This window comes from Paracoccus sp. TRP (genome assembly GCF_000185925.1).
In the GTDB taxonomy this organism is placed as follows: domain Bacteria; phylum Pseudomonadota; class Alphaproteobacteria; order Rhodobacterales; family Rhodobacteraceae; genus Paracoccus; species Paracoccus kondratievae.
Map to the genome: position 1 here is coordinate 78552 of NZ_AEPN01000006.1, position 24686 is coordinate 103237.

General features: G+C 63.0%; 27 protein-coding genes. 11 read left to right on the top strand and 16 right to left on the bottom strand.

The annotated features are described in order from the left end of the window. The 6 genes from fdhF to purC all read right to left on the bottom strand — a co-directional run bounded on the left by fdhF (position 1) and on the right by purC (position 6907). Entirely contained in the window at positions 1-2880 is a 2880-nt protein-coding gene (fdhF, locus tag PARACOCCUSGL_RS0105610) for a formate dehydrogenase subunit alpha (RefSeq protein WP_010394028.1), read from the bottom strand. Next, a complete protein-coding gene (locus tag PARACOCCUSGL_RS0105615; protein WP_010394030.1) occupies positions 2877-4403 on the bottom strand; it encodes an NADH-quinone oxidoreductase subunit NuoF in 1527 nt (508 codons plus the stop codon). Before PARACOCCUSGL_RS0105615 ends, fdhF begins: the two co-directional genes overlap by 4 nt. Continuing rightward, positions 4400-4879: a formate dehydrogenase subunit gamma gene (locus tag PARACOCCUSGL_RS0105620; protein ID WP_010394031.1), complete on the bottom strand. Its 480-nt coding sequence runs from the start codon at positions 4877-4879 to the stop codon at positions 4400-4402. Before PARACOCCUSGL_RS0105620 ends, PARACOCCUSGL_RS0105615 begins: the two co-directional genes overlap by 4 nt. Before the next feature lie 75 nt (positions 4880-4954). Further along, positions 4955-5827 (bottom strand): LysR family transcriptional regulator, encoded by an 873-nt coding sequence (locus PARACOCCUSGL_RS20290; protein WP_010394032.1) that lies wholly within the window; start codon positions 5825-5827, stop codon positions 4955-4957. A 64-nt stretch (positions 5828-5891) separates the two neighbouring features. Continuing rightward, positions 5892-6131: a phosphoribosylformylglycinamidine synthase subunit PurS gene (gene purS / locus PARACOCCUSGL_RS0105630; RefSeq protein ID WP_010394034.1), complete on the bottom strand. Its 240-nt coding sequence runs from the start codon at positions 6129-6131 to the stop codon at positions 5892-5894. 11 nt (positions 6132-6142) lie between these two features. Next, complete coding sequence (gene purC, locus PARACOCCUSGL_RS0105635; RefSeq protein WP_010394036.1) at positions 6143-6907, bottom strand: phosphoribosylaminoimidazolesuccinocarboxamide synthase; 765 nt, start codon at positions 6905-6907, stop codon at positions 6143-6145. A 149-nt stretch (positions 6908-7056) separates the two neighbouring features. Between purC and PARACOCCUSGL_RS0105640 the strand changes: the two genes are divergently transcribed. Next, positions 7057-7371, top strand: a complete 315-nt coding sequence (locus PARACOCCUSGL_RS0105640; RefSeq protein WP_010394038.1) for a DUF1476 domain-containing protein — start codon at positions 7057-7059, stop codon at positions 7369-7371. 47 nt (positions 7372-7418) lie between these two features. Here PARACOCCUSGL_RS0105640 and PARACOCCUSGL_RS0105645 read toward each other — a convergent pair whose 3' ends face one another. From PARACOCCUSGL_RS0105645 to PARACOCCUSGL_RS0105655, 3 genes are read right to left on the bottom strand one after another with little or no spacing between them, the layout of a single operon-like run. Further along, positions 7419-8756, bottom strand: coding sequence for an MATE family efflux transporter (locus tag PARACOCCUSGL_RS0105645; protein ID WP_010394039.1), 1338 nt, complete (start codon positions 8754-8756; stop codon positions 7419-7421). Positions 8757-8760: 4 nt separating this feature from the next. Next, positions 8761-9264: a PaaI family thioesterase gene (locus tag PARACOCCUSGL_RS0105650; RefSeq protein WP_010394040.1), complete on the bottom strand. Its 504-nt coding sequence runs from the start codon at positions 9262-9264 to the stop codon at positions 8761-8763. A gap of 1 nt (position 9265) precedes the next feature. Continuing rightward, on the bottom strand, positions 9266-9709 hold the full coding sequence (locus tag PARACOCCUSGL_RS0105655) for a PaaI family thioesterase (RefSeq protein WP_010394042.1): 444 nt from the start codon (positions 9707-9709) through the stop codon (positions 9266-9268). A gap of 133 nt (positions 9710-9842) precedes the next feature. On the opposite strand from PARACOCCUSGL_RS0105655, the gene PARACOCCUSGL_RS0105660 reads away from it, so the two are divergent. The 6 genes from PARACOCCUSGL_RS0105660 (at position 9843) to PARACOCCUSGL_RS0105685 (ending at position 16695) form a co-directional block, all read left to right on the top strand. Further along, positions 9843-10268 carry a MerR family DNA-binding transcriptional regulator gene (locus tag PARACOCCUSGL_RS0105660; RefSeq protein WP_010394044.1) on the top strand — a complete coding sequence of 142 codons (426 nt, stop codon included), beginning with the start codon at positions 9843-9845 and terminating at the stop codon, positions 10266-10268. A gap of 86 nt (positions 10269-10354) precedes the next feature. Further along, complete coding sequence (locus PARACOCCUSGL_RS0105665; RefSeq protein ID WP_010394045.1) at positions 10355-10744, top strand: MerR family DNA-binding transcriptional regulator; 390 nt, start codon at positions 10355-10357, stop codon at positions 10742-10744. Positions 10745-10766: 22 nt separating this feature from the next. After that, positions 10767-12545, top strand: coding sequence for an acyl-CoA dehydrogenase C-terminal domain-containing protein (locus tag PARACOCCUSGL_RS0105670; RefSeq protein WP_010394046.1), 1779 nt, complete (start codon positions 10767-10769; stop codon positions 12543-12545). A gap of 105 nt (positions 12546-12650) precedes the next feature. Then, positions 12651-13292, top strand: coding sequence for a glutathione S-transferase family protein (locus PARACOCCUSGL_RS0105675; RefSeq protein WP_010394048.1), 642 nt, complete (start codon positions 12651-12653; stop codon positions 13290-13292). Further along, on the top strand, positions 13289-14500 hold the full coding sequence (locus tag PARACOCCUSGL_RS0105680) for an acetyl-CoA C-acetyltransferase (RefSeq protein ID WP_010394052.1): 1212 nt from the start codon (positions 13289-13291) through the stop codon (positions 14498-14500). The genes PARACOCCUSGL_RS0105675 and PARACOCCUSGL_RS0105680 overlap by 4 nt, the downstream gene beginning before the upstream one ends. 11 nt (positions 14501-14511) lie before the next feature. Continuing rightward, a complete protein-coding gene (locus tag PARACOCCUSGL_RS0105685) occupies positions 14512-16695 on the top strand; it encodes a 3-hydroxyacyl-CoA dehydrogenase NAD-binding domain-containing protein (protein WP_010394054.1) in 2184 nt (727 codons plus the stop codon). A 67-nt stretch (positions 16696-16762) separates the two neighbouring features. Here PARACOCCUSGL_RS0105685 and PARACOCCUSGL_RS0105690 read toward each other — a convergent pair whose 3' ends face one another. Together PARACOCCUSGL_RS0105690 and nth are read right to left on the bottom strand one after the other, a co-directional pair. After that, positions 16763-17770: an adenosine kinase gene (locus tag PARACOCCUSGL_RS0105690; protein ID WP_010394057.1), complete on the bottom strand. Its 1008-nt coding sequence runs from the start codon at positions 17768-17770 to the stop codon at positions 16763-16765. Continuing rightward, positions 17767-18435, bottom strand: coding sequence for an endonuclease III (nth, locus tag PARACOCCUSGL_RS0105695; RefSeq protein ID WP_050804166.1), 669 nt, complete (start codon positions 18433-18435; stop codon positions 17767-17769). Before nth ends, PARACOCCUSGL_RS0105690 begins: the two co-directional genes overlap by 4 nt. Before the next feature lie 148 nt (positions 18436-18583). On the opposite strand from nth, the gene PARACOCCUSGL_RS0105700 reads away from it, so the two are divergent. Both PARACOCCUSGL_RS0105700 and PARACOCCUSGL_RS0105705 read left to right on the top strand, forming a co-directional pair. Then, a complete protein-coding gene (locus tag PARACOCCUSGL_RS0105700; RefSeq protein ID WP_237701485.1) occupies positions 18584-19132 on the top strand; it encodes a methylated-DNA--[protein]-cysteine S-methyltransferase in 549 nt (182 codons plus the stop codon). Between the two features lie 149 nt (positions 19133-19281). Continuing rightward, positions 19282-19947, top strand: coding sequence for an OmpA family protein (locus PARACOCCUSGL_RS0105705; RefSeq protein WP_010394062.1), 666 nt, complete (start codon positions 19282-19284; stop codon positions 19945-19947). 186 nt (positions 19948-20133) lie between these two features. Here PARACOCCUSGL_RS0105705 and PARACOCCUSGL_RS0105710 read toward each other — a convergent pair whose 3' ends face one another. From PARACOCCUSGL_RS0105710 to PARACOCCUSGL_RS0105730, 5 genes are all read right to left on the bottom strand, one after another. Continuing rightward, positions 20134-20688: a F0F1 ATP synthase subunit B gene (locus PARACOCCUSGL_RS0105710; RefSeq protein ID WP_010394063.1), complete on the bottom strand. Its 555-nt coding sequence runs from the start codon at positions 20686-20688 to the stop codon at positions 20134-20136. Continuing rightward, the gene (locus tag PARACOCCUSGL_RS0105715; protein ID WP_010394065.1) at positions 20685-21338 is read right to left on the bottom strand and encodes a F0F1 ATP synthase subunit B'; all 654 of its coding nucleotides are present in this window, start codon (positions 21336-21338) and stop codon (positions 20685-20687) included. Before PARACOCCUSGL_RS0105715 ends, PARACOCCUSGL_RS0105710 begins: the two co-directional genes overlap by 4 nt. A 77-nt stretch (positions 21339-21415) precedes the next feature. Next, positions 21416-21649: a F0F1 ATP synthase subunit C gene (locus tag PARACOCCUSGL_RS0105720; RefSeq protein WP_010394077.1), complete on the bottom strand. Its 234-nt coding sequence runs from the start codon at positions 21647-21649 to the stop codon at positions 21416-21418. Between the two features lie 60 nt (positions 21650-21709). After that, positions 21710-22456, bottom strand: a complete 747-nt coding sequence (locus tag PARACOCCUSGL_RS0105725) for a F0F1 ATP synthase subunit A (protein WP_029371596.1) — start codon at positions 22454-22456, stop codon at positions 21710-21712. A gap of 2 nt (positions 22457-22458) precedes the next feature. After that, on the bottom strand, positions 22459-22800 hold the full coding sequence (locus tag PARACOCCUSGL_RS0105730) for an AtpZ/AtpI family protein (RefSeq protein WP_010394081.1): 342 nt from the start codon (positions 22798-22800) through the stop codon (positions 22459-22461). Between the two features lie 196 nt (positions 22801-22996). Between PARACOCCUSGL_RS0105730 and PARACOCCUSGL_RS0105735 the strand changes: the two genes are divergently transcribed. Then, positions 22997-23350, top strand: coding sequence for a helix-turn-helix transcriptional regulator (locus PARACOCCUSGL_RS0105735; protein ID WP_010394084.1), 354 nt, complete (start codon positions 22997-22999; stop codon positions 23348-23350). Between the two features lie 127 nt (positions 23351-23477). After that, on the top strand, positions 23478-24668 hold the full coding sequence (locus PARACOCCUSGL_RS0105740; RefSeq protein ID WP_010394085.1) for a Hint domain-containing protein: 1191 nt from the start codon (positions 23478-23480) through the stop codon (positions 24666-24668). Positions 24669-24686 lie beyond the last annotated feature (18 nt).

The following is a 24686-nucleotide window of genomic DNA, read 5'->3' on the forward strand; positions in this document are numbered from 1 at the left end:
TCATTCCGCTGCGGTGGGCAGGATACGACGCGCGAGTTCGGAATGGTGACGATACTCCTCTTGCCACTCCGACGGGCCGTTCGAGGGACTGACCTGCACGGCGGTCACCTTGAACTCGGGACAGTTGGTGGCCCAGTCGGAATTGTCCGTAGTCACCACATTGGCCTGAGTCGTCGGGTGATGGAAGGTGGTATAAACCACCCCCGGCGCCACCCGCTCGGTGATATGGGCCCTTAGCGTCGTCTCGCCCGAGCGTGAGGCCACCCGCACCCAATCGCCTTCGCGAATACCGCGGTTTTCGGCGTCCGAGGGGTGGATCTCCAGCAGATCCTCGGCGTGCCAGACCACGTTTTCTGTACGCCGTGTCTGCGCGCCGACGTTGTACTGCGACAGAATGCGCCCGGTCGTCAGCAACAGCGGGAAACGCGCACCGGTCCGCTCTTCGGTCGCGATATACTCGGTATGGACGAACTTGCCCTTACCGCGCACGAAACCGTCGATATGCATCAGCGGCGTGCCCAGCGGGGCATTTTCGTTGCACGGCCATTGCACCGAACCAACCCGGTCAAGCAGGTCATAGGTCACGCCCGAGAAGCTGGGCGTGGTCAGCGCGATCTCGGCCATGATCTCGCGCGGGTGGGTATAGGACCAGTTCGCGCCCATCCGGTTCGCAAGCAACTGGGTGACTTCCCAGTCCTCGTATCCGTTGCGCGGCGTCATGGCGCGGCGAACCATGTTGATGCGCCGTTCGGCATTGGTGAAGGTGCCGTTCTTTTCAAGGAAGCTCGAACCCGGCAGGAAGACATGGGCGTAGTTCGAGGTCTCGTTCAGGAAAAGATCCTGCACGATGACGATATCCATCGCCTTCAGCGCCGAGGTGACGTGGTGGGTGTCGGGGTCCGATTGGACGATATCCTCGCCCTGGCAGTAAAGACCACGGAAACGGCCGGCCAGCGCCTCATCAAACATGTTGGGGATGCGCAGGCCCGGTTCAGGCGACAGCTCGACCCCCCAGACACGTTCATAAATCGCCCGCGCCTCGGGGTCCGAGACATGGCGATAGCCCGGATATTCATGCGGGAAGCTGCCCATGTCGCAAGAGCCCTGCACGTTGTTCTGACCGCGCAGCGGGTTCACGCCGGTGCCGGGGCGACCGATGTTACCGGTCAGCATGGCAAGGTTCGCAATCGCCATCACCGTGGTCGAGCCCTGCGAATGCTCGGTCACGCCAAGGCCGTAATAGATACTTGCCCGCGGCGCGGCGGCATAGGCACGGGCCGCCTTGCGGATCAGTTCGGCCGGGACCTTGGCCAGTTTCTCGACCTCTTCGGGCGCGTGGCGCGGATCTTTGAGGAACTCGGCATAGGCCAGGAATTCATCCCAGTCGCAGCGCGTACGGATAAAGCCCTCGTCATAAAGCCCCTCGGTCACGATCACATGCGCGATCGCGGTCAGGACGGCGACGTTGGTGCCCGGACGCAGCGGCAGGTGCAGCCCCTCGCCCATATGCGGGGTCTTGAGCAGGTCGATCTGACGCGGGTCAATGACGATCAGCCCCGCGCCCTGCCGCAGCCGCTTGCGCAGGCGCGAGGCAAAGACCGGGTGCCCGTCGGTCGGGTTCGCACCGATGATCAGCGCCAGATCGGTCTCTTCGACCGAGTCGAAATCATGCGTGCCCGCCGATGTGCCAAAAGTCGTCTTCAGCCCGTAGCCGGTCGGAGAATGACAGACCCGCGCGCAGGTATCGGTGTTGTTGTTAAGAAAGACGGCGCGCGCCAGTTTCTGCACCAGATAGGTTTCCTCATTGGTGCAGCGCGACGAGGTGATGACACCGATGGCGTCGCGTCCATGGTCCTGCTGGGCCTGGCGCAATCGGCTGGCGGCGAAATCCAGCGCCTCATCCCAGGTGACGACACGCCAGGGGTCGGTGATCCGTTCACGCACCATCGGCTGTGTCTGGCGTTCACGGTGGGTTGCATAGCCCCAGGCAAAGCGACCCTTGACGCAGCTATGGCCATGGTTGGCCTTGCCGTCCTTGCCTGGCACCATGCGCACGACCTCTTCGCCGCGCATATGGGCATCGAACGAGCAGCCGACCCCGCAATAGGCGCAGGTCGTCTTGACGATATGCTCGGGCGTTCCGATCTGGATGACGCTGTTTTCGATCAGGGTCGCAGTCGGGCAGACCTGCACACAGGCCCCGCAACTGACACAATCCGAAGACAGGAAACTGTCGGACCCCATCCCGGCCGAGACGCGGCTGTCAAAGCCCCGCCCCTCGATGGTCAGCGCAAAAGTACCCTGCACCTCTTCGCAGGCCCGGACGCAACGCGAACAGACGATGCATTTCGCCGGGTCGAAGGTGAAATAGGGGTTCGACTGATCCTTGGGCCGGTATTCGGGGTTCGGCCCCTCGGCATCGCGGCGGGCAAAATGGTTCTTGCCCGGCTCATAACGCACTTCGCGCAGACCAACGGCCCCGGCCATGTCCTGCAATTCGCAATCGCCATTAGCGGCACAGGTCAGACAGTCCAGCGGGTGATCGCTGATGTACAGCTCCATCACGCCTTTGCGGACGCGGGCGACATCATCTGTCTGGGTATGGACGACCATGCCCTCGGCCACCGGGGTGGTGCATGAGGCAGGCAGACCCCGCATCCCGTCGATCTGCACCACGCACAGCCGGCATGAGCCAAAGGCACTGACATGATCCGTCGCGCACAGTTTGGGGACCGAAATCCCAGCCACGGCAGCAGCGCGCATGACACTGGTACCCGCAGGAACGCTGACGGGAATGCCGTCCACGGTCAGGTTGACAGTGACATCGGATTTGACCGCCGGGGTACCCATGTCGCGGTCGGGAATGATAAAGTCCTTCATTCGGCGGCCTCCCTGCGGGGCTCGCGGCGCCCGCTGAAATCTTCGGGGAAATGGGTCAGCGCGGACATGACCGGAAAGGGCGCAAAGCCCCCCAGCGCGCAAAGCGATCCCCATTTCATCGTGTTGCAAAGATCGGTCAGGATCGCGATCCCCGTTTCATCGCCCTGGGCAATACGGTCGATCGTCTCGACCCCGCGGATCGAACCGATACGGCAGGGCGTGCACTTGCCACAGCTTTCGACGGCGCAGAACTCCATGGCAAAGCGCGCAAGCTTCAGCATGTCGGCAGTGTCGTCAAAGACGGTGATGCCGGCGTGGCCAAGCAGCCCCTCTTTGCTCGCAAGCTCTTCATAGCCAAAGGGCAGATCGAAATTCCAATGCGGGATATATGAGCCAAGCGGTCCGCCGACCTGCGCCGCCTTGACCGGCCGGCCCGAGGCTGTGCCGCCGCCGATCTCTTCGATGATCTGGCGCAGGCTCATGCCAAAAGCGACCTCGAACAGCCCGCCATATCTGACGTTGCCAGCCAGCTGGACCGGGATCGTACCCTTTGAGCGACCGATGCCCAGCCGGGCATATTCCGCCGCACCATGGGCAAGGATCCACGGCACCGAGGCCAGCGAGATCACGTTGTTCACAACCGTCGGACGGCCAAGGAAACCTTCCAGCGCCGGAATCGGCGGCTTGGCACGGACGATGCCGCGCTTGCCCTCAAGGCTGTTGAGCAGGCTCGTTTCCTCGCCGCAGACATAGGCTCCGGCGCCGACGCGCACCTCCATGTCATAGGCATGGCCCGAGCCAAGGACAGACTGGCCCAGAATTCCCGCCTGCCGCGCCCGAACGATTGCAGCCTGCATCAGCCGGATCGCATCGGGATATTCGCTGCGGATATAGACATAGCCCTGAACCGCACCGACCGCGATGCCCGCGATCGTCATGCCCTCGATCAGGACCAGAGGATCGCCCTCCATCAGCATACGGTCGGCAAAACTGCCCGAATCGCCCTCATCCGCATTGCAGACGATGTATTTGCGAACGGCCTTGGCACCCGCCACAGTCTTCCATTTGATGCCGGTCGGGAAACCTGCACCACCACGGCCGCGCAGGCCGGATTCGGTGACCTCATCAACGATCTTTTCCGGACCGACGCTGATCGCGCGACGCAGACCTGCAAGGCCACCATGGGCCTCATACTCATCGACCGACAGAGGGTCGATGACGCCCACGCGGGCAAAGGTCAGCCGGGTCTGTGCCTTCATCCATGGCAGTTCCTCGACCGGCCCCAAGGCCAGCGGATGCTCGGAACCGGTGCGGATCGCCCCGGCAACCGAGGCGGCATCCTCCGGCATCACCGGACCATAGCCATAGCGCACCCCGTCACGCTCGACCTCGACCAAAGGCTCAAGCCAGACCATCCCGCGGGTACCGTTGCGGGTGACGGTGAATTCGCGCGAAAGCGCCTCGGCGACTTCGTCAGCGCCAAGAGCCCTTGCAGCAGCGTCGAGAGGAACCCAGACTCTCATGCCCCTGCCTCCGCCACCAGTTTCTGCACCTTGGCCAGATCGGCGCGGCCAAGCAGCCGGTCGCCCATCTGTGCCGACGGCGCACAGGCGCAAAGCCCAAGGCAGAACACCGGCTCAAGCGTCAGCCGCCCGTCGGGCGTCGTCTCATGCCAGTCAATCCCCAGCGCAGCACGGACCTCATCGGCCAAAGCCTCGGCCCCCATCGACTGGCAAGCCTCGGCCCGGCACAGGCGCAGGACATGCCGGCCATGCGGATGATCCCGGAAATCATGATAAAAGCTGACCACGCCATGCACCTCGGCACGGGTCATGCCCAAGGCCTCGGCGATGACCGGCTGCGCGGCCTCGGGGACATGGCCCCATTCGGCCTGAATGTCGTGCAGAATGGGCAGAAGCGGCCCTTCGCGGCCCTTATGGGCGGCGATGATCTCATCAAGGCGCAACAGGAAATCAGCGTCAATCGCTGGTACAGTCATGGCTGGGTCGTCCGGGCTCATCAATTTTGTCCAGACTAAAGCCCAACGATAGACAAAACAATCGTGATATACCGTCTATTGATCGAATGTATCTATTGATGCGGTAATACGAAGCAGCGCCTCGACCAGCGGCGGATGCGGCTCGCGGCTGGCAACCACCAGACCAACCATATGCCCTTCGCCAGTCAGGTCGCGGGCGCGCACGCCCTCGGGCAAGGGCAGGCCCCGTGCCAGCGCCCGGGGCAGGATCGCAGCCCAGTCCCCGGTCGCCACATGCGAAAGAATTGCCAGCATCGAGGTCGATTCGACCCGTGGCAGCGCATCCGCCCCCGCCTCGACCAGATGGCGGGTGACGATGCGACGGTTCTGCATGTCGGGCGTCAAAAGGCACAGCGGCCGCGTCGCCGCCTCGGCCCAGCCGACCGGACTGCCAAGTTCGCTGCGGTCAATCAGGCAGTAGGTCTCGCGATAAAGTGGCAGGCTTTGCACCCGGCCCAAAGGCTCACTGTCGAGGTAGGTCACACCGGCATCAAGTTCCAGCGCCTCGATCTGCTCGCGGATTTCGTCCGAACTGCGCGACAGGATCGAGACCCCGGCATTCGGGTGGCGGCGCAGGAATGGCCCGGTCAGCTCGGCGATACGCGGCATGGCAGTCGGGATGACGCCGATGCGCAGCCGGCCCGAGACGCCCTTGCGACTGGCCTCCATCTCGGCCTGCATGGCGCGGGCGTCGGCGACGATACGGCGCGCCCAGCCAAGGACCCGTTCGCCTTCGGGCGTCAGACCCTGAAAGCGCGAGCCCCGGCGCACAAGCTGCACGCCCAGCTGTTCTTCAAGCGCGCGGATGGCGGATGACAGGGTCGGCTGGGTGATGCCCAGCGATTCGGCGGCGCGGCCAAAATGCTTTTCCCGCGCCAGCGCCATGAACATGGAGAGCTTGTCGATCACGAAAACCGCCCTCCCGGCTGCTGCCTGAACACCAAAGGCCGGAGCAACGCCCCGGCCCGGCAGATCAGACGATTTCGACGGCGTATTTCTCGATCACCGTATTGGCCAACAGACCCTCGCACATGCGCGCGACCTCGGCCTTGGCTGCCTCGGCATCGGTGGCAGCCAGGTCCAGCTCGATCACCTTGCCCTGACGCACGCCCGAGACGCCCTGAAAACCAAGGCCGCCGAGGGCGTGGCGGATGGCCTCGCCCTGCGGATCCAGAACGCCATCCTTAAGCATGATGGTGACACGGGCTTTCATCGGCGGGCCTTTCAGTTGATAAGCGTCGGTTTGGTCAGCGAGGCGGTGTTGGCGGGCATCAGGCCCAGCCGGCGGGCCACCTCGGTATAGGCATCGGTCAGGCTGCCCAGATCGCGGCGGAACACGTCCTTGTCGAGCTTTTGCCCGGTCTTGACGTCCCAGAGACGGCAGGAGTCGGGGCTGATCTCATCGGCGACGACAAGACGCATGAAATCGCCGTCCCAGATGCGGCCGATCTCGATCTTGAAGTCGATCAGTTTGATGCCGACACCAAAGAACACGCCCGAGAGGAAGTCATTCACCCGCAGCGCCAGCGACACGATATCGTCCAGGTCCTGCTGGCTCGCCCAGCCAAAGGCGATGATATATTCCTCAGAGACGAAGGGGTCGCCCAGCTCATCATTCTTGAAGCTGTATTCGACGATAGGCCGCGGAAGCTGCGTGCCTTCCTCCATCCCCAGCCGCTTGGCAATCGAGCCGGCGGCGAAATTGCGCACGATCACCTCAAGCGGGATGATCTCGACCTGACGCACCAGCTGCTCGCGCATGTTGATGCGGCGGATAAAGTGATTGGGCACGCCGATGCTAGTCAGCCCGGTCATAAAGAACTCGGACAGGCGGTTGTTCAGCACCCCCTTACCCTCGATCGTCGCCTTCTTCTGCGCGTTGAAGGCGGTGGCGTCATCCTTGAAATACTGGATGAGCGTTCCCGGCTCGGTGCCCTCATACAGAATCTTGGCCTTGCCTTCGTAGATTTTCTTGCGCCTTGGTGCCATGCTGCGCGTCCCCCGTCCGCAAGGTGAGAATTCCTACCCGCGCTATAGGCCAGAATGAGGGTCAGGGGCAATACGGGCTTGCGATGGGGCGCGCGCATGGGCATATCCAGCAAAAAGAACCACGGGATCACCCCTAGCCGGAGGCCGCCATGACTACCTTTGACGACCGCGAGCGCGCACATGAGGCGAAATTCGCCCATGATGCCGAACTGAACTTCAAGGCCGAGGCGCGGCGCAATCGCCTGCTTGGCGAATGGGCGGCCGGTTTGCTGGGCAAGACGGGCGACGACGCCCGCGCCTATGCGCTGACCGTGGTCAGCTCGGATTTCGATGAGCCGGGCGATGAGGATGTCTATCGCAAGCTTGCCGCCGATCTGGAAGGCAAGGCAGATGAGACGACCATCCGCACCAAAATGGCCGAACTGCGCGTTACCGCCCGCCAGCAGATCATCAAAGAGCTGTAGGACGAGATATCACCACAGCGCCCCGATTCGCGGGGCGCTGTGCACATTCAGGACAAGGCGGCCTCGACCCGGGGATAAAGCCGCCACATTGTCACCCCGCGCAGCGCATTCAACCCCATCAGCGCCGCCCATAGGCCATGATTGCCGAAAAGCGCGGGCAGCAGCGTCACCAATGCCGCGTAAACCCCGACCGACACCAGCATGGCATTGCGCATCTCACGCGTGCGGGTCGCACCGATGAACACCCCGTCAAGCATCCACGAAGCAATGCCGATCACCGGCGCGGCGATCAGCCATGGCAGATAATGCCGTGCCTCTGCCCGCACCTCGGGCGAGGTGGTGAGCAGGTCGATGATCGCCGGTCCGAAAAGCAGAAAGGTCAGCGACAGGATCACTGCCCCGGCGACACCCCAGCCCGAGGCGACGCGCACCGACTGGCGCAACCGGTCCAGCCGCCGCGCCCCGACCGCCTGCCCGACCAGCGATTCGGCCGCAAAGGCGAAACCGTCCAGCCCATAGGCGACGATTTCCAGAAACTGCAAAAGCACCTGATTGGCAGCAAGCGTCACATCTCCGCGCCCTGCCGCCATGAACATGAAGGTGGTGAACGACCCCTGCAGCAGTACCGAGCGGATCAGGATATCGCCGTTCACGCGCACCAGTTCTTCGATCCGGTCGCGGGCCATAAGCCCGGACCGCCGTACAGCGGCACGGATGGCGTGACGCGCAAACCACAGGCCAAGCGCCAGCCCCGACCATTCGGCAATCAGGGTAGCGCCGGCCACACCGGGCACACCCCAGCCAAGACCCAGCACGAACCACAGATCCAGCAGGATATTCAGCCCGTTCATCACCAGTTGCAGGACCAGCACCGACCGGGTCCGCTCGGTCGCGATCAGCCAGCCGGTGATGGCGTACAGCGCGATGGTGGCCGGGGCCCCCCAGATCCGCAGGCCAAGATATTGCCGCGCCAGGGCTTCGACCTCGGGCGAGGCCGGGGCAAGGCGAAAGGCCCCGGCAAAAAGCAGCCCTTGCAACAGGATGAATACCAGCCCGGCGATGATTCCGATTCCCAGCGCCCGCAACAGATGCGCGCCGGCCTCGCCCTCATTCCCTGCGCCATGGGCCTGGGCGACAAGGCCCGAGGTCCCCATACGCAGAAAGCCAAAGATCCAGTAGATCGAGGCAAGAATCACCGCCCCCAGCCCCACCGCGCCGATGGGCGCCGCCTCTCCCAGCTGGCCGATAACGCCGGTATCGACGGCGCCAAGGATCGGAACGGTGGCGTTGGAAATCACCACCGGCAGGGCGATCGACAGCACACGGCGATGCGAAACTGGCCTGTCCGCGCCGGTCATGCCGCTGGCTGGCAAGGTCTCAACCATGAGGTCAGCCGTTCTGCGGCATCAGAAAATGACCGGTCGCCTGGGCAAAAAGCTTGCTGCGATGATCCTGCCAGGCCTCGACATGCACGCTGGCATAGCGCCGGCCCGAACGCACCACCCGCGCCCGCGCATAGGCGTCACGCGGCAGGCCGGAACGCAGGTAATCCACTGTAAAATCAATGGTCTTTGGCAGGCGCGGCAGGCTTTCCGGCACGGCGGCATCAGGGGCGATGCGGCCCTGTTCCATGTCCTCCCAGATCGCGCTCCAGGTCAGTTCGACGATGGCGGTGACTTCCAGAAAGGCAGCCGTGACGCCGCCGTGGATCGCGGGAAGCATCGGGTTGCCGATCAGCTTTTCATCAAAGGGCAGCACCGCCGTCAGCTCATCTCCGCGCCGGTCAAAGGTGATCCCCAGCCAGCGGATATAGGGCACGCTGTTGACCAGCGCGTTCAGCGTGCCGTTGCGCCGCGACTTGATCGCGTCGAGGGGTTCGTTCCGGCCCGCCATGTTACCTCTCGATGGTAAAGGCCCCGGTGGCGGCAGCCACAGGGCGCGATTCGTCGTCATCCATCGCCCAGGCACGCACAAAAGCGACCGAGCGGGTGACGTGATAGCATTCAGCGCGGGCGCGGATGGTCTGACCGGGCGTTGCCGCGCGCATATAGTCGATGCGCAGGTCGATGGTCGCGGTCGAGCGCGCACCGGCAGGATGGGCCATGACCGCCGCGCCGCTGCATGTGTCCATCAGCGCAGAAATCACGCCACCATGAACGACCCCGCTGTCAGGGTCGCCAACCAGATCCTCGCGCCATGGCAACGAGATTTCGGTCCCTTCGGGTGACAGCTTGTCCAGGCTCATGCCAAGCGCGCGGGCGTGCGGGATTATCTCGATGAACTGACGCGCGATCCGCCGGCGTTGTTCAGGATCGTCCTCGGGTGACGCTCCGTTCATGCTTCGTGCCTCCTGATTGGGGTGAGGTGAATGGTAGCAGCACGCCACCGCCAGACAAGCCCGGCCGCGCAATGGTTGAGTTTGGCCAACCCCGGCGCTAGGCTGACCATGATCCGATTACGGGGTTCGACAGATGTCCGATGGCGACCAAAGCGAATACATAGGTTTCAAAGAGATGTGCGCACGTTTCGACGTGACGCCGCGGACGCTGCGCTATTACGAATACATAGAATTGCTCAGCCCGCGCAAAGAAGGCCGCTCGCGATTTTACGGCCCGCGCGAAATCGCACGGATGAAACTGATCCTTCGCGGTCGCCGCTTTGGCTTCTCGCTTGAGGATATCCGCCAGTGGCTGCTTATCTATGGCGAAAAGGGCACCCGCGAACAGTACCGGGTCTGGATCGAACTTGCCGACCGCCAGCTTGAGGTACTGGCCCAGCAGCGCGACGAGCTTGAGACCTCGATGACCGACCTGCGCGCCCTGCGCAACGAAACGCTGGCCATTCTCGAAGGCATGGAGGCCGATGAGAAACCCGCCGGAGAGGCGCAGACCGGCTGAGCACTCTCTGACGCCACGTCGCACCTTACGTGCACGTCAACCTGGCCTATATTCAGATCAGGTGACTGCGAGGGAAAGGACCGGACGTGAGCGAAGCGCCGATGACCATTCGCCAGATGTGCGACGCCTTTGGCGTCACGCCGCGTACGCTGCGCTTTTACGAATCGCGCGAATTGCTGTTCCCCGAGCGGCGCGGCCAGCAGCGGCTTTACAGCCGCGCAGATCGTGCCCGGCTGACCCTGATCCTGCGCGGCCGCCGCTTTGGCTTTTCGCTCGAACAGATCCGGCAGTTGCTGGAACTGTACGACCCGGCCGAGCGCAACATCACCCAGACCGAGGCCGCGCTTGGCGCAGCGCGCGAACGGCTGGCTGACATGGAGCAGCAGCACCGTGAACTGGGTGAAGCCATGTCCGAATTGCGCCAGCAGATCGCCGATGGTGAGCTGTGGCTGAACAACCTGAAATCCGACGCCTGACGTCGAACCCCTGGGAGGACCGATGACAACCTATTCCGCCCCCGTCCGTGACATGCAGTTCCTGCTGCATGACGTTCTCGAAATCTCCAGGCAAGAGCTTCCGGGCCACGACGAGCTTGACCGCGACTTTACTCAGGCCGTTCTGGAAGCAGCCGGCAAGATTGCCTCCGAGGTGCTGGCCCCCCTGAATGCCACCGGTGACCGCGAAGGCTGTCGGCTGGAAAATGGCGTCGTCCACACGCCGAAAGGCTTTGCCGAGGCGTTCCAGCAGATGCGCGAAGGTGGCTGGACCGCGCTCGACTGCGACCCCGAATATGGCGGTCAGGGCATGCCCTATGTGATCGGCCTTGCGGCGGGCGAGATGTTTTCGGGCTCGAACATGGCCTTTACCATGTATCAGGGCCTGACCCATGGCGCCTATTCCGCCATCCGCGCCCATGGCACGGATGAGCAGAAGGCGACCTATCTGCCCAAGATGGTCAGCTGCGAATGGACCGGCACCATGAACCTGACCGAGCCGCATGCCGGTACGGATCTGGGCCTGCTGCGCACCAAGGCCGAGCCGCAGCCGGACGGCAGCTATCTGATCACCGGGCAAAAGATCTTTATCTCGGCCGGTGACAACGACCTGTCGGAAAACGTCATCCATCTGGTGCTGGCCAAGGCTCCGGGCGGCGGTCCGGGCACCAAGGGCATCTCGCTGTTCATCGTGCCCAAGTTCCTCGTCAATGAGGACGGTTCGCTGGGCGAACGCAACAAGCTGTCGGTCGGCAATCTTGAAGAAAAGATGGGCATTCACGGCAATGCCACCTGCGTCATGAACTATGACGGCGCCAAAGGCTGGCTGCTGGGCGAGCTGCACAAAGGCATGCGCGCCATGTTCACCATGATGAACGAAGCCCGTATCGGCGTCGGCCTGCAGGGTTATGCCGTCGCCGAGGCCGCCTATCAGAACGCCGTCGCCTATGCGCGCGAGCGTCTGCAAGGTCGTGCCGCGACCGGAGAGGCCAATCCAGGGGGCCCGGCCGATCCGCTGATCGCCCACCCCGACATCCGCCGCAACCTGATGGACCAGAAAAGTTTTCTGGAAGGGGCGCGCGCACTGGCCTTTTGGGGCGCGCATCTGATCGACCGCGCCGTGATCGGCAATGACAAAGAGGCGCATGACCTCATCTCGCTGCTGACCCCGGTCATCAAGGGCTTCCTGACTGACAAGGGCTTTGACGTGGCGGTCCAGGCCCAGCAGGTCTTTGGCGGCCACGGCTATATCGAGGAACAGGGCATGTCGCAGTTCGTCCGCGACACCCGCATCACCATGATCTACGAGGGCGCGAACGGCGTGCAGGCGCTTGACCTCGTCGGTCGCAAACTCGCGGCCGAAGGCGGCAAGCCGATCATGGGTTTCTTTGACATGATCCGCCAGACCATCAAGGCGCATGAAGAGGATGAGACGCTTAAGGCCGATTTCCTCGACCCGCTCAAGGCGGCCTCGAAAGATCTGCAGGCGGCGGCGATGTTCTTTATGGAACATGGGCTCAAGAACCCCAATGCCGCGCTGGCCGGGTCCTATGACTTCATGCATCTTTTTGGCCATGTCGCGCTCGGCCTGATGTGGGTGCGCATGGCGGCTGCTGCACGTGCGGCGCTTGCCGCCGGGACCGGCGACGCGACCTTCTATGAGACCAAGCTCGCCACCGGGCGCTATTACATGGCGCGTCACCTGCCGATGACCGCGACGCATCTGGCGCGCATCCGCACGGGTGCTGATCCGGTAATGGCGCTGACGGCTGAGCAGTTCTGAAACAGACGGCCCGGCGCGGGGCAGCAGGGACAAGGGGCCAGCGCCCCGGCCCCGGACCCGCGCCAGCCACGCACCTAATGCCTTGTGGGAGGGAAAGGAGACAGGATGCCAGCACTGCTTTACTGTTTTGGGGAATCGGGCCACTCTTACAAAGTGGCGCTGATGATGCAGCTGACCGGCTATCCTTGGCAGCCGGTCTTTGTCGACTTTTTCAACGGCGCATCGCGCAGCCCCGAATACCGCGCCCTGAACGAAATGGCCGAGGCTCCGGTCTTTGCCGAAGACGGGCTGACCCTGACCCAATCAGGTGTGATCTTGCTGCATCTTGCGGAAAAGACCGGCCAGTTCCTCGGCGAGGACCGTAACGAAATCATGCGCTGGCTGTTTTGGGACAATCACAAAGGTTCGTCGCAATTCGGCGCATTGCGCTTTTTGATGAATTTCCTGCCCCCCGACAAACGCCCGGCCGAGGTTATCGCTTGGCTGCAGGGTCGCTGCCGGGCGGCGCTCAGGACGCTGGACGCCCATCTGGCCGGGCGCGAATGGCTGGCAGGGGACGCGCCAAGCATCGCCGACCTCTCGTGCTGCAGCTATCTCTTTTATCCCGAGCCCTTCGGCTTTGACCGCGCCGATTGGCCCCATATCGACGCCTGGCTGACGCGCATTTCGGCGCTGCCGGGCTGGAAACACCCCTATGATCTGATGCCCGGCAACCCCGCGGACCGGGCCGCGAAGGAGGAAGCATGACCGAAGCCTATATCTATGACGCCGCCCGTACCCCGCGCGGCAAGGGCCGCCCCGACGGCAGCCTGCACGAAGTCACCTCGGTCGCGCTTTCGGCCCGGCTGCTGAACGCGATCAGGGAACGCAACGGCTTGACCGGTCATGCGGTCGAGGACGTGATCTGGGGCAATGTCACCCAGGTCAAGGAGCAGGGCGGCTGCCTTGCACGCTCGGCCGTCTTGGCCTCGGATCTGGACGAGTCGATCCCGGGCCTGTCGATCAACCGTTTCTGCGCCTCGGGCATGGAGGCCGTGAACATTGCCGCAAACCAGATCAGGGGCGGCGCAGGCCAGGCCTATATCGCCGGTGGGGTCGAGATGATGGGCCGCGTTGCCATGGGCAGCGACGGCGCCGCCATCGCCGTCGACCCCAGCCTGACCTTCCCGACTTATTTCGTCCCGCAGGGGATCAGCGCCGATATCATCGCCACCGAATACGGCTTTTCGCGCGAACAGGCCGACAGCCTTGCCGTTGAAAGCCAGCGCCGCGCAGCACAGGCCTGGGCCGAGAACCGCTTTGCCAAGTCGATCGTGCCGGTCAGGGACCAGAACGGACTGACCATCCTTGACCGCGACGAATACATGCGGCCCGGCACCACGCTTGAGGATCTGGGCCGGCTTAAGGCCAGCTTCAAGGAAATGGGTGAGATGATGCCCGGCTTCGACAAGGTGGCAACGCTGAAATACCCCCACCTTGACCGTATCGAGCACATCCACCACGCCGGCAACAGCTCGGGTATCGTGGACGGCTCGGCTGCTGTGCTGATCGGCAATGCCGAGTTCGGCAAGGCTTACGGGCTAAAGCCCCGCGCCCGCATCCGCGCCACTGCCAAGATCGGCACCGACCCGACGATCATGCTGACCGGCCCTGTGCCAGTGACGGAAAAGATCCTGAAAGACAGCGGCATGGCGATCAGCGACATCGACCTGTTCGAGGTGAACGAGGCGTTTGCCGCGGTCGTGCTGCGCTTCATGCAGGCCTTTGACGTCGACCCCGCCGTCGTCAACGTCAATGGCGGTGCGATTGCTCTTGGCCACCCGCTGGGGGCGACCGGAGCCATCATCATCGGCACGCTGCTTGACGAGCTTGAGCGTCAGGACAAGACGGTGGGCCTTGCCACGCTGTGCATCGCGTCCGGCATGGGCGCGGCCACCATCATCGAGCGCGTCTGAGGGAGGTAAGGATGACCGATTTCACCATGCAGAAAGACGCCGACGGCGTCGCCATCGTCACCTGGGACGTGCCCGGTAAGTCGATGAACGTGCTGTCTCTGGACGGCGCGGCTGAACTGAATGCATTGATCGACGACGCGCTGGCCGATGAAACGGTCAAGGGCATCGTCATCACCAGCGGCAAAAAGGACTTTGCCGCCGGCATGGACCTGAACGTCATCGCAAGCATGAAAGAGGGCGGCGCTCAGTCAGTCTTTGACGGGGTGATGACGCTGCACCACCTGCTGCGCAAGATCGAGCTTGCGGGTATGGACCCCAAGACAAAAAAGGGCGGCAAGCCCATCGCAGCAGCCCTGCCCGGCACGGCCCTGGGGATCGGGCTGGAGCTGCCGCTTGCAACCCATCGCATCTTTGCCGCCGACAATCCCAAGGCCAGGATCGGCCTGCCCGAGATCATGGTCGGCATCTTCCCCGGCGCTGGCGGAACCACCCGGCTGGTGCGCAAGCTTGGCGCGATGGGCGCGGCCCCCTTCCTGCTGGAAGGCAAGCTTAGCGACCCGGCCAAGGCCAAGGGCGCGGGGCTGATCGACGAGGTGGCCGCCGATCCAGTCGCCGCTGCGCGTGAATGGGTGCTGAAGGCCAGCGACACCGATCTGGTCAAACCCTGGGATGCCAAAGGCTACAAGATGCCGGGGGGTGAACCCTATCACCCGGCGGGCTATATGACCTTTGTCGGCGCAAGCGCGATGGTCCATGGCAAGACGCTGGGGGTCTACCCGGCCGCCAAAGCCCTGCTCAGCGCCGTCTACGAAGGGGCGATGGTGCCCTTTGACACGGCGCTGAAGATCGAGGCGCGCTGGTTCACCAATGTGTTGATGAACCCCTCGTCCACCGCGATGATCCGCAGCCTCTTCATCAACAAGGAGGCGCTGGAGAAAGGCGCAAACCGTCCCGATGCCCCCGATCAAAGCGTGAAAAAGGTCGGCATCCTTGGCGCGGGCATGATGGGCGCAGGCATCGCCCATGTCTCGGCCATGGCTGGGATCGAGGTCGTGCTGATCGACTCGGCCCAGGAGGCGGCCGAGCGTGGCAAGGCCCATTCCGCCGGTCTGCTTGACAAGGCAATCAGCCGCCGCAAAGTAACCGAAGAGAAAAAGGCCGAGGTCCTTGCCCGCATCACCCCCACCACCGATTACGCCGCCCTGCAAGGCTGCGACCTGGTGGTCGAAGCGGTGTTCGAGGACCCCTCGGTCAAGGCTGAGGTGACGAAAAAGGCCGAGGCCGTGCTGCCCGCCGAGGCGATCTTTGCCACCAACACCTCAACCCTGCCTATCTCGGAACTGGCCAAGGCCAGCGCGCGGCCTGATCAGTTCATCGGCATCCACTTCTTCAGCCCGGTGGACAAGATGGCTCTGGTCGAGATCATCAAAGGCAAAGAGACCGGCCCCCGCGCCGTCGCCAAGGCGCTGGATTTCGTCCGCCATATCCGCAAGACGCCGATCGTCGTTAATGACGCGCGCTTCTTCTATGCCAACCGCTGCATCATCCCCTATATCAACGAAGGGATCCGCATGGTGGCCGAGGGCGTCAGCCCGGTGCTGGTCGAAAACGCCGCCAAGATGATGGGTATGCCGCTGGGCCCGCTGCAACTGGTCGATGAGACCTCGATTGATCTTGGCGTCAAGATTGCCAGGGCAACCCGCGCAGCCATGGGCGACGCCTATCCCGACGGTGCCGTGGATAAGGTGATCTTCAAACTGGCCGAGCAGGGTCGGCTGGGCCGCAAGGCCAAGGCGGGCTTTTACGACTATGATGAGGCCGGCAAGCGTCAGGGTTTCTGGTCAGGGCTCGCCTCGGAATGGCCCGAAGCCGATGCGCAGCCCGAACTGACCGAGATCCAGCACCGGCTGATGTTCGTGCAGGCGCTCGAAGCGGTGCGCGCGCTTGAGCAGGGCGTGCTTGAGGACATCCGCGAAGGCGATGTCGGCGCGATCCTTGGCTGGGGTTTTGCACCCTGGTCAGGCGGCCCGTTCAGCTGGCTCGACATGCTGGGCGCGCCGCGTGTGGTCGAAATCGCCGACGCGCTTGAGGCCAAGTTCGGCCCGCGTTTTGCCGCGCCGCAACTGCTGCGCGACATGGCGACGAAAGGCGACAGCTTCTACGGACGCTTTGGCGCTGGCAAGAAGGCCGCCTGAGACTGAAAAAGGGGCAGAGGCGGCAACGCCCCTGCCCCTTTCCCTTTACCCCTCTGCGAGGGCCGCTTCAGATCAGCCCCTCGGTCCTGAAGGCCGCGCGCAGATCGCTTTCAGGCCGCGCGCCGACATGGCTGATGACCTCGGCCGCAGCGATACAGCCCATGCGTCCCGCCGCCGCCAGATCCGCGCCAATCGCCAGACCATAGATCAGGCCCGCCGCGAACTGGTCGCCCGCTCCGGTCGCATCCACCGGCACGATACGGTGGACCGGCGCGCTTACCCGTTCATCCCCACGGATCAGGATCGCATCCTCGCCCGAACGGGTACAGATCACTGTGTGGCAATCGGCGCTTGCCTGCCGCAGCGCCTCTTCCAGATCCTCGACCTCATATAGCGACTGCCATTCATGCACGTTGCCGATGACGTAATCCATCGGTCCTGCCACCAGACGACGGAAATCGGCGCGATGCCGATCCACGCAGAACGGATCGGACAGCGCAATTCCCGCCTGCCCACCCGCCTTGTGACAAGCATCGGCAGCCTTCAAGAACGCTGTTTTCCCGGGGTCCTTGTCAAACAGATAGCCCTCAAGAAACAGCCAATCCGCGCCGCTAAAGACTGACGGGCTGACATCATCCGCCCCCAGCTCGGCCGAAATTCCCAGATAAGTGTTCATCGACCGCTCGCCATCCGGGGTGACAAAGATGATCGAACGCGAAGTTGGCAGCACATCCCCCGCAACCGGCGGGTTGACGAAAACCGTGCCCTGCTGCTCGGTCTGTTCGGCATAGCTCAGGCCCAGAGGATCGCTTGCCACCTTGCCGATAAAGGCGGTGCGCAGTCCCAGCATCCCCAGCCCGGCCAGCGTATTCGCAACCGAACCACCTGGCACCAGCCGCGCCTTGCCCGCCTGCGGATCGGCCGATTGCGCCGCCATCAGGAACTCGGACCGCTCGCGGTCGATCAGTTGCATGATGCCCTTTTCCACCCCCAGCCGGGCCAGCGTGTCCTCTGAGGTCGGCGCAATCACATCCATGACGGCATTGCCGATCCCGATTACATAGGGGGTGGTCATCCGGTCTTCTCCTCATAGGGGCAGAGATCTTCGATTGGGCAGATCCGGCAACGCGGACGCCGCGCCTGGCAGATATAACGGCCATGCAGGATCAGCCAGTGATGGGCGTTCTGCTGAAAGGGCACGGGGACGTTATCCTCGATCGCGCGCTCGACCTCGGACACGTCGCGGCCGGGGGCGATATGCGTGCGGTTCCCGACACGAAAGATATGGGTATCGACCGCCTGCGCAGGAAAGTTAAAGACACTGTTCAGCACGACATTGGCGGTCTTGCGCCCGACACCGGGCAGGGTCATCAACGCCGCCCGCGATTGGGGCACCTCACCGTCGTATTCGTCGATCAGGCGCTGCGACAGGGCGATGACGTTCTTGGCCTTTTGCCGATAAAGGCCGATGGTCTTGATTTCTTCGGTCAGCGCCTCAAGGCCCAGATCCAGCATCTGCCTGGGCGTGCTGACCTGCTGAAACAGCCGCCTGGTTGCCTTGTTCACGCCGACATCGGTGGCCTGCGCCGACAGCGCGACCGCGACAAGCAGGGTAAAGGCGTTGGTATATTCAAGCTCGGTCACCGGCTGCGGATTGGCCTCGCGCAGTCGCGAAAAGATTGCGACCTGCGTCGTATAGGGCAAAGCCGGGGGAAGACGGGGGGTGGTGCTGCGTGCCATGGCCTTCAGATGCCCTGCCCCGCGCTTATGCGCAAGCATTCGTGCATGGATTTGCGCCACGCCTGCGCTACTCTGCCGCAAAGACAGCAGCGAGGCAGCGATGACGGCAACGCTCTTTCCTCTCACCCCGCCCGAAAACGGGCTGCGAGTGACGATCACGACCCAGCCGGCAGAGGATCCGGGCGTGGTTTTGTGCCACGGACGGTTCAAAACGCCGCTTGGCACAGTAATCGCCTATGGCGCGGCCGGCGCCCTTTGGGGGCTCGGCTTTGCCGGTCCCCTGCCCGAGACCGAGGTTGAGGCCGATCTTTCCTCCCGCTGGCCCGGCGCACGGCCGGTTCCCGCCCCCGAGGCGCTTGAGCCCGCAATAGACGCGCTGATTGCAGGTGCAGGAGAGATCACCGTGCGTCTGAGCGGCACCCCTTTTCAGCTGCAGGTCTGGCAGGCGTTGACCCAGGTGCCGGCCGGGCAGGTCATCAGCTATGCCACGCTGGCCGAACGAATTGGCCGTCCCCGGGCCCTGCGCGCAGTCGGCACCGCTGTCGGGCAGAACCCGGTCTCATGGGCGATCCCATGCCACCGCGTGACCCGCACCGGTGGCGCCATCGGAGGATATCATTGGGGCGAGGCGGTAAAACGCGCACTTCTTACGCGCGAGGGTGCGAAAATCGCTCCTCTCGCCATCGCTGTTTTGTGAGTGCAGGCCAGCGATTTTGCACGAGTTTCTCTGGTCTTGGCATGGAACTCATGCCAAGTTTCAATCGTTTGGGCATCAGATGCCGGATCAGTCCGGCCAGGTCGTAAGGACAGGCGGCTGTGGATCGCCCCGAAAAGAAAGGTAATAAAATGAAGACCCGTATTTCGCTGCTTCTCGCCTCGGCCGGCGCGCTTGCCATCAGCGCCTGTACACCGGGCGACCGCTATGGCCAACCTCAGCAGATGAACCGCGCCCAGCAGGGCGCCATCGCCGGCGCCGTGGTCGGCGGCGTTCTGGGCGCTACCCGCGACAAGGATAAGAACAACCAGGGCATGGACGCGATCAAGGGCGCCATCGTCGGTGCCGCGGTCGGCGGCGTGGGTGGGGCGATCCTCGACCAGCAGCAGAAATCCCTGCAACAGCAGCTGAACAACCCCAACATCCGCATCGTCAACAACGGCAGCTATCTGACCGTAGTGATGCCGGAATCGACGCTGTTTGCCACCGACTCGGCAGCGGTTGGCGCGCAGGGTCAGAACGACCTCTACATCATCGCACGCAACCTGAACCAGTATCCGAACAGCCGCATTCAGGTCGTCGGTCATACCGACAGCACCGGTTCGGCCGCCTACAACCAGGACCTGTCCGAGCGCCGGGCGCGTTCGGTCGCTGGCATCCTGACCGCTGGCGGCGTGTCGCAGGGCCGCATCGCGACCTCGGGCCGCGGCGCTACCCAGCCGGTGGCCTCGAACGACACCGCAGCAGGCCGGGCACAAAACCGCCGCGTCGAAATCCTGATCACCCCGACGCGCTGATCCATCGCCAGGGTAAATATCGGGCCGGCAGCCGCAAGGTTGCCGGCCCATTCATTTTCAAACGACCGTATCCGCCACCAGCCCGGTGCGTGGACAAGGAAAACCCCGAGACGCTAACGCGCCCCGGGGTCCAGTCACTGTCCCTGAGGATGCTCGAAGGCACCCTTCTCGTTCAATTCCGTGGCCTCAGTTCAGCCGCCGGGCAACCTCTTCGATGGCCTTGTCGATACCGGCGCTGCGCTCAGCCGGGCTGACCTGCTGACCAAGGATCTCGGCCGCAGCGGTCACCGCAGTCTGGATCGCGCGATCACGCACAGCACGCACAGCATCGGCTTCGGCGCTGGCGATCTGATCTTCGGCAGCTTTCAGGCGGCGCTCGATGGATTGTTGCAGCGCTTTCTTGGCCTTGTCGGCCTCGCTCACCGCCTCGCGCCGTGCATTGGCGACAATCTCTTCGGCCTGGCCCTTAACTTCGCGCTGGCGGCGCTCGTAGCTTGCATAGATCTCCTGCGCTTCTTCACGCAGGCGCCGGGCTTCGGCCAGATCGTTGCGAATGCCTTCGGCGCGCTTGTCCAGCAGGCCGCCGACAGTCTGCGGCACGCGGAACCAGAGCAGGATGCCGACAAAGACCAGGAAGGCCAGAGTAACGACGAAATCGGTATTGCGCAGCGAGAAGAACGGACCCGAAGCCGCAAGCGCCGGGGTTCCCATCAGCGCAAAGAGCACGCTCAGACGTTTCATTGCAGCGCCCCTTTCAACCGCTGATCGACAGCCGTGTCGACCAGGTTTTGATCGACCTTGCCGCCAAGATGCTCCACCAGCGCTGCCGTCACCTCGCGGGCAACAGAGCGCGCATCCTCAACCGCCGAAGCGCGGATCTCAGAGATGCGCTTTTCGGATTCTGCCGCGCGGGCAGCAATTTCCGCATCGGCATGGGCGATGGCAGCATCCAGCTCTTTCTGGATCTCGGCCTTGTTGGCAGCGATGATCTTCTGCGCCTCGGCCCGGGCATCGGCCAGAGCCTTGTCATAGGCAGCCTCGGCCTCTTTGGCCTTTTGCTTGAATTCCTCGGCAGCCATCAGGTCGCCGGTGATGGCGCCTTGACGATCCGAAAGAACGCCGCCGATGCGCGGCAGCGCGATCCGCGACAGCACCCAGTAAATCACGGCCAGAATGACCAGCAGCCAGAAAATCTGGTTGCCAAAGGTCGTGATATCCAGTTGCGGCATGCCGGGGGCGCTGGCGGCATGGCCAGCCGCAGCATCCGCGGCATTGGCAACGGCATGGGCTGCTTCGGCGCCATGACCCGCCGCCTCGGCGGATTCGGTGATTACCACCGTTTCAGTTTCTTCGACCACGACAGGCGCGGTCTGTTGCAACAGGCTGAACATATCCTACCCCATGCCGGTCGTTTCACAATCGGGTGGGCGCCTGTAGCCCCCACCCAACCGCAAGGATGGCAAAAGGATCAGACTGCGAACAGCAGCAGCAGAGCGACCAGGAACGAGAAGATGCCCAGGGCTTCCGCAAAGGCCATGCCGATGAACAGGGTGGCGGTCTGCGAGGCAGCGGCCGACGGGTTGCGCAGGGCGCCCGCCAGATAGTTGCCGGCGACATTGCCCACCCCCATGGCGGCGCCCGCCATGCCGACGCAAGCCAGACCGGCGCCGAGGTACTGTCCCAGTTGACCCAGATTTTCCATGTTCATGCTCCTTGAGGCTTTGGAAAGGGTTTCGATTCAGACCCGAGGCTGACCCGGCGCTTAGTGCGCCGGATGCAGCGCGTCCTTCAGATAGACGCAGGTCAGGATGGTGAAGACATAGGCCTGGATCAGCGCAACCAGCACCTCAAGCCCATAGACAGCGGTGATGGCCAGCACCGAAAGCGGCGCGATGGCAGAGATGGCGGCAAAGGCGGCAAAGACCTTGATCACCGCGTGGCCGGCCATGATGTTACCAGCGAGACGGATCGAATGGCTGACGGGGCGCACAAAGTACGAGATCAGCTCGATCACCGCCAGCACCGGGCGCAGCGCCAAAGGCGCAGAGCTGACCCAGAACAGGCCCAGGAAATGTGCGCCGTTCTTGACAAAGCCCAGAATGGTGACGCCCAAAAAGACCAGAACCGCCAGAACCGCCGTCACAGCGATATGCGAAGTCGGCGAAAAGCTTTTCGGCAGCAGGCCCAGGAAGTTCGTGAACAGGATGAAGCAGAACAGCGTCATCACATAGGGGAAGTACTTCAGCCCGTCCTTGCCGGTTACGTCCTCGACCATTTTATGGACCATGCCGTACAGCAGCTCGGCGATGGACTGGACGCGGTTCGGCACGATGGCGCGCCCACGGGTGCCAAAGACCAGAAGGGCGGTGATAGCGACAGCCGCCAGCGCCATCCACAGGGTCGCATTGGTCGGCGTGTACCAGTTTACCGAACCTTCGCCAAACAGCGGTTTGATGACGAACTGATCCATCGGATGGAAAACCAGACCACCTGCTTCTTCTTCTGCCATCGTCATTCACCCTTGTCGTCGCCGGGAGGCCCCGGTGGCTTGCCTATGTCTTTCGCGGTCCGCATCATGGTCTTGATACCGGCTGCCAGGCCCAGCAGCACAAAGACCACCATGAAGACCGGTCGCAGGCCGGTCAGATAATCCAGCCCGTATCCGATCATGAAGCCGATGCCCAACCCTGCCACCAGCTCCGTCACCATGCGCCAGGCCAGATTGGCCTGACTGAAATGTTCTTCCCCGCGCGAGGGCAGCTTTGCTCCGGCTTTCTTGCCCAACCGGGCCTCCAGCTTGCGCAGCCGCTCTGCGTCCCGGGCTCGCGCAGCGTCATGGTCGTGTTCGGCCACGGCTCACACCCCCGTTATCGGTTGGCGCGGTGATAGGGACTTGCGCCCCATGAGTCAAGCAAGCGAGGCACATTTATAACACATTGAAAATACTGCATTTGATTAGCCTGCCATCCGGCAAACATCCGACAAAAACATGATCTTGCCGTTGCCAGTCGATCCGCCGCATATTCAACCGGCAAGTTGAACAAGGCCCATGTCCGCAGCACAGCCCAGCCTCGACGCGATCTTTGCCGCCCTCGCCGATCCGACGCGCAGGGCAATCCTTTCGATGCTGCTCGAAGATGACATGGCCGTCACCGATGTCGCGGCGCCCTTTCAGGTCAGCCTTGCGGCGATTTCAAAGCACCTCTCGGTACTGGCTGCTGCCGGTCTGATCCGGCAGGAGCGGCGCGGACGGATCATCTGGTGCAAGCTCGAACCCGACGGGCTGCGCAGCGCCTCGGTCTGGATGCAGGGCTTTGGCCAGTTCGAACCGGTGGATCTGGATGATTTCGAACGGTTCCTGCACCAGACGCTTTCGCAAACTGGTGAAGGCAACCCGGAATAGCCCTCGCACCTCAAGACGGATGGCCAGGCGGCAACCGCCCGTTGCCGCGGACAAATAAGGCTTTCAATTTCCTTATTTTTAAGTTGTATTTACCAAGTTTGTACAACTTTAGATTGTGAATTGGTTAATGGAATACCGCATCATCACGGCAACCTTCGAGGTTCCGGTTTACACCAACCCCAACGTGACCGGTGCGGAAAAGAACCTGCCCTTCCTGAACCGCAGCAACATCAGCTTCGCATCGGCCGAGATGGGGGAACTGAGGATCGAGGATGACGATCCAGAGTTTGGTTATCTCTCGCGCGGTGGCTCCGGGCTATATTACAACGATCCGGGCGATGGTCAGACGCTCATCGAAACCACGACCTTTGGTCAAGGCGACAAGCAACAGACACTGGACGCAGGCACCCGCATATCCTTGCAAGAGACATCAATCCTGCGCGATGCCGATGGAAACGAGTTTTATGTTTTCTTCCCGAGCTATGTCGGAGATGGGCCGGACGGAAAGCCTCTGAACGCGGGCTACCCGATCGAGGCCGGTGGCCGTCATACCGTGATGATCCTTCCCCGGATGCGTCAAACCACCGGGGGAGAGGACTACTGGCCAAAGTTCCGCCCTGATGGGACCTATAGATATGTCGGCAAAAGGGTCATGGGCGCTACAACTTCGGCGCTGCCTTATGACCCCACCATGCAAGGTGCGCCCTGTTTCACCCCCGGCACACTGATCGAAACCCTGTCCGGCCCGCGCACGGTCGAGACTCTGGCCCCAGGTGATCTGATCCTGACACGCGACCACGGCTTTCAACCCCTGCGCTGGATTGGCCGTGTGCGGCTGGATGGCAAAAGGTTGGACCTGTGCCCAAACCTGCGCCCGATCCTGATTTCCCAAGACGCGCTCGGCCCCGACCTGCCCCAGCGTGACCTGATCGTTTCGCCTCAGCATCGCGCCCTGCTGCGCTCGGCCATCGCGCGGCGGATGTTTGATGCCGAAGAAATCCTTGTTGCGGCTACCCATCTGCCCGCGCTCGACGGCATCCGCCCGCTTTGTCCAAAAGATGGCGTATCCTATCTGCACCTGCTCTTTGACCGGCATGAGCTGGTGCTGTCAAATGGGTGCTGGACAGAATCATTGCTGACCGGACCGCAGGCGCTGCGCGCGTTTTCATCCGCCGCGCGGCGCGAGATTTTCGCACTGTTTCCCGAACTTGCGGTGGGCCATTTCCCCCCCGCTGCCCGCCCCGTCGTGCCGGGACGTAAAGGCCGCCAGCTTGTCCAGCGACATATGAAGAACCGCCGCGCCTTCTTGCCAACCTAGGCCGCCAGGATGGAAAAA